General features: G+C 72.4%; 2 protein-coding genes and 1 CRISPR repeat array. Both genes read left to right on the forward strand.

Annotation, left to right across the window (positions count from 1 at the left end):
* Nucleotides 1-33: 33 nt before the first annotated feature.
* Nucleotides 34-306: direct repeats of the CRISPR family, unit length 29 nt; unit sequence GGGACCACCCCCGCATGCGCGGGGACCAC.
* Nucleotides 307-1,045: 739 nt separating this feature from the next.
* Nucleotides 1,046-2,200, forward strand: a complete 1,155-nt coding sequence (locus tag ACFV5N_RS26645) for an exonuclease SbcCD subunit D (RefSeq protein ID WP_385604747.1) — start codon at nucleotides 1,046-1,048, stop codon at nucleotides 2,198-2,200.
* Nucleotides 2,197-2,753, forward strand: a 557-nt coding sequence (locus ACFV5N_RS26650; protein ID WP_385604750.1) for an AAA family ATPase, incomplete at its 3' end; no start/stop codon positions are given. The genes ACFV5N_RS26645 and ACFV5N_RS26650, both read left to right, overlap by 4 nt.

Here is a 2,753-nt window from a genome sequence, read left to right on the forward strand (position 1 = left end):
CCTCACGAGTTCGCCGGGGAACCGGCTGTCGTGGGGACCACCCCCGCATGCGCGGGGACCACCGCAGTGGTTGCGTCTGCCGAGAATCATAAGCGGGACCACCCCCGCATGCGCGGGGACCACTCGGCTGCCGCCCGTGGATACGGGCTCAGTCAGGGACCACCCCCGCATGCGCGGGGACCACAAAACTCGGGTGATCAGCGCCACATCGGGATCGGGACCACCCCCGCATGCGCGGGGACCACCCTCCGGCGTAGCTCCTGATCACGATGTCACCGGGACCACCCCCGCATGCGCGGGGACCACAGGGCGTGAGCTGCGACTCTATCGCCTGAGGGCGTTGTTTTTACTTACTAGTTGAGATTCCGGCATAGCTCGCATAAGGGTCTGGTGTAGGTCTTGCCTGAGATGGGACATCACCGCTGACGCTCCGAGTATGCGGGTGCTTGGCCGCCGTGTTCCAGGGCTGTCGTGGGGGAGTCGGTGCGTGTCCGCTTCGGGGGTGCGTCGGGCGGTGGGACACGGGCCGGCCCTCGTCGTTTGTCGGCTGGTGGGTGTGGTCGTGGGTTCTGAGGGTGAAGTCCTGCTCCTTTCCGGTCTGGTGAGCGAGCGTGCTCGTCCTCTTTCTGGGGATGTGTGGACTTCGTCCGCCGGGTGAGAACGCATCGCAGGGGGGTGATCGTCACCGGGGGCTCCTCTCCGTGGTGACGTCCGTCTGCAGCGTGGGGATCCGGGGTCCGGTGCAGTGTTACCAGCTCCTGGTGTTCGGTTTCCTCGTCGCCGCCACCGTCAGCCAGGAGGTCCATGGTGTCCCGCACACACGGGGCAGGCAGCCCGTTTGGCTGATCCGGGCTCGCCGGGGCCGGTGCCACCCCGCACCGGCGGGGTATCCCGTGGCGCCGTCGGCGTCGGTCAGCCGCCGGGACATCACCGGGCGCGCAGTTCACACCCCCGCGCGGTCGGGTCCGTCCGAGCCCTTAGCGTTGTTCTCCGGAAGTGCGGCCCCCGCCGGGTGGGCCGGTGAGGGAGAAGAGGGCGGCGTTCGGTGAGGTTTCTGCACACCTCCGACTGGCATCTGGGGCGCGGGCTGCACCGGGTGCCGTTGCTCGACGCGCAGCGGCGGTTTCTCGACCATCTCGTCGACACCGCCCGCGCCCGGCAGGTCGACGCCGTGCTCGTCGCCGGGGACATCTACGACCGGGCCGTACCGCCGCTCGCCGCCGTGGAGTTGTTCGACCACGCGCTGCGGCGGCTCGCCGAGGCCGGGATCGCCGCCGTCATGATCTCCGGCAACCACGACTCCGCCCGGCGGCTCGGCGTCGGCGCCCCGCTCATGGCGGGCGCCGGTATCCATTTGCTGACCGACCCGGCCGCCTGCGACCGTCCCGTCCTGCTGCGCGACGCGTACGGGGATGTCGCCGTCTACGGGCTGCCCTACCTCGAACCCGCCCTCGTACGGGAGGAGTTCGCCGTCGAGGCCGCCCGGCACAGCGCCGTGCTCGGCGCCGCCATGGACCGGGTGCGGGCGGACCTGGCCGCCCGCCCGGACGGGACGCGCGCCGTCGTACTCGCGCACGCCTTCGTCACCGGCGGCGCCACCTCCGACAGCGAGCGCGACATCACCGCCGGTGGCGCCGCCTCCGTCCCCGTGACCCTCTTCGACGGCGTGCACTACGCCGCTCTCGGCCATCTGCACGGCTGCCAGACCCTCACCGCCCGGGTGCGCTACTCCGGCTCACCGCTCGCGTACTCCTTCTCCGAGGCCGCCCACCGCAAGTCGATGTGGCTCGTCGATCTCGACGCCACCGGGGCCGTGCACGCCGAACGCCTCGACTGCCCCGTGCCCCGCCCCCTGGCACGGATCAGCGGACGGCTGGCGGACCTGCTGGCCGACCCGGCGCTGGAACCGCACCGCGCACACTGGGTCGAGGCCACCCTCACCGACCCGGCCCGCCCCGCCGAGCCCATGGCCCGGCTCTCCGCCCGGTTCCCGCACCTGCTCGCCCTCGCGTTCGCGCCCGAACGCACCGCGTCCGAGGACCGCCGCAGTTACGCCGAGCGGCTGCGCGGCCGGGACGACCAGCGGATCGCCGAGGACTTCATCGCCCACGTCCGCCCGGGCCAGGAACTCGACGCGCGCGAACGCGCCGAGCTGCGCCGCGCCCTGGAGACCGTCCGGGTACGGGAGGGCGGCGCGTGAGACTGCACCGGCTCACCCTCACCGCGTTCGGACCGTTCGGCGGCACCCAGCACATCGACTTCGACGCGCTCTCGTCCGGCGGCCTCTTCCTGCTGCACGGGCCGACCGGCGCCGGCAAGACCGCCATCCTGGACGGCGTCTGCTACGCGCTGTACGGCTCGGTGCCCGGGGCCCGGCAGCAGGCACCCGGCGGTCTGCGCAGCGACCACGCCGACCCGGGCACCCCGACCGAGGTCGTCCTCGACCTCACCGTCGGCGGGCGACGGCTGGAGGTCACCCGTCGCCCGGAGCGGGAGCGGCCCAAGAAGCGCGGCAGCGGGTTCACCGTCGAGCGGGCGTACAGCGCGTTGCGCGAGCGCACGCCGGGCGGCGACGGTACGTGGCGGGCTCTCAGCCGCTCCCACCAGGAGATCGGTGAGGAACTGAGCGGGCTGCTCGGCATGAACCGGGAGCAGTTCTGCCAGGTCGTGCTGCTTCCGCAGGGCGACTTCGCGCGTTTCCTGCGCGCCGGGGCGGAGGACCGCGCCAAGCTGCTCGGGCGGCTGTTCGACAC

Source organism: Streptomyces sp. NPDC059853, from assembly GCF_042731495.1.
Lineage (GTDB): Bacteria > Actinomycetota > Actinomycetes > Streptomycetales > Streptomycetaceae > Streptomyces.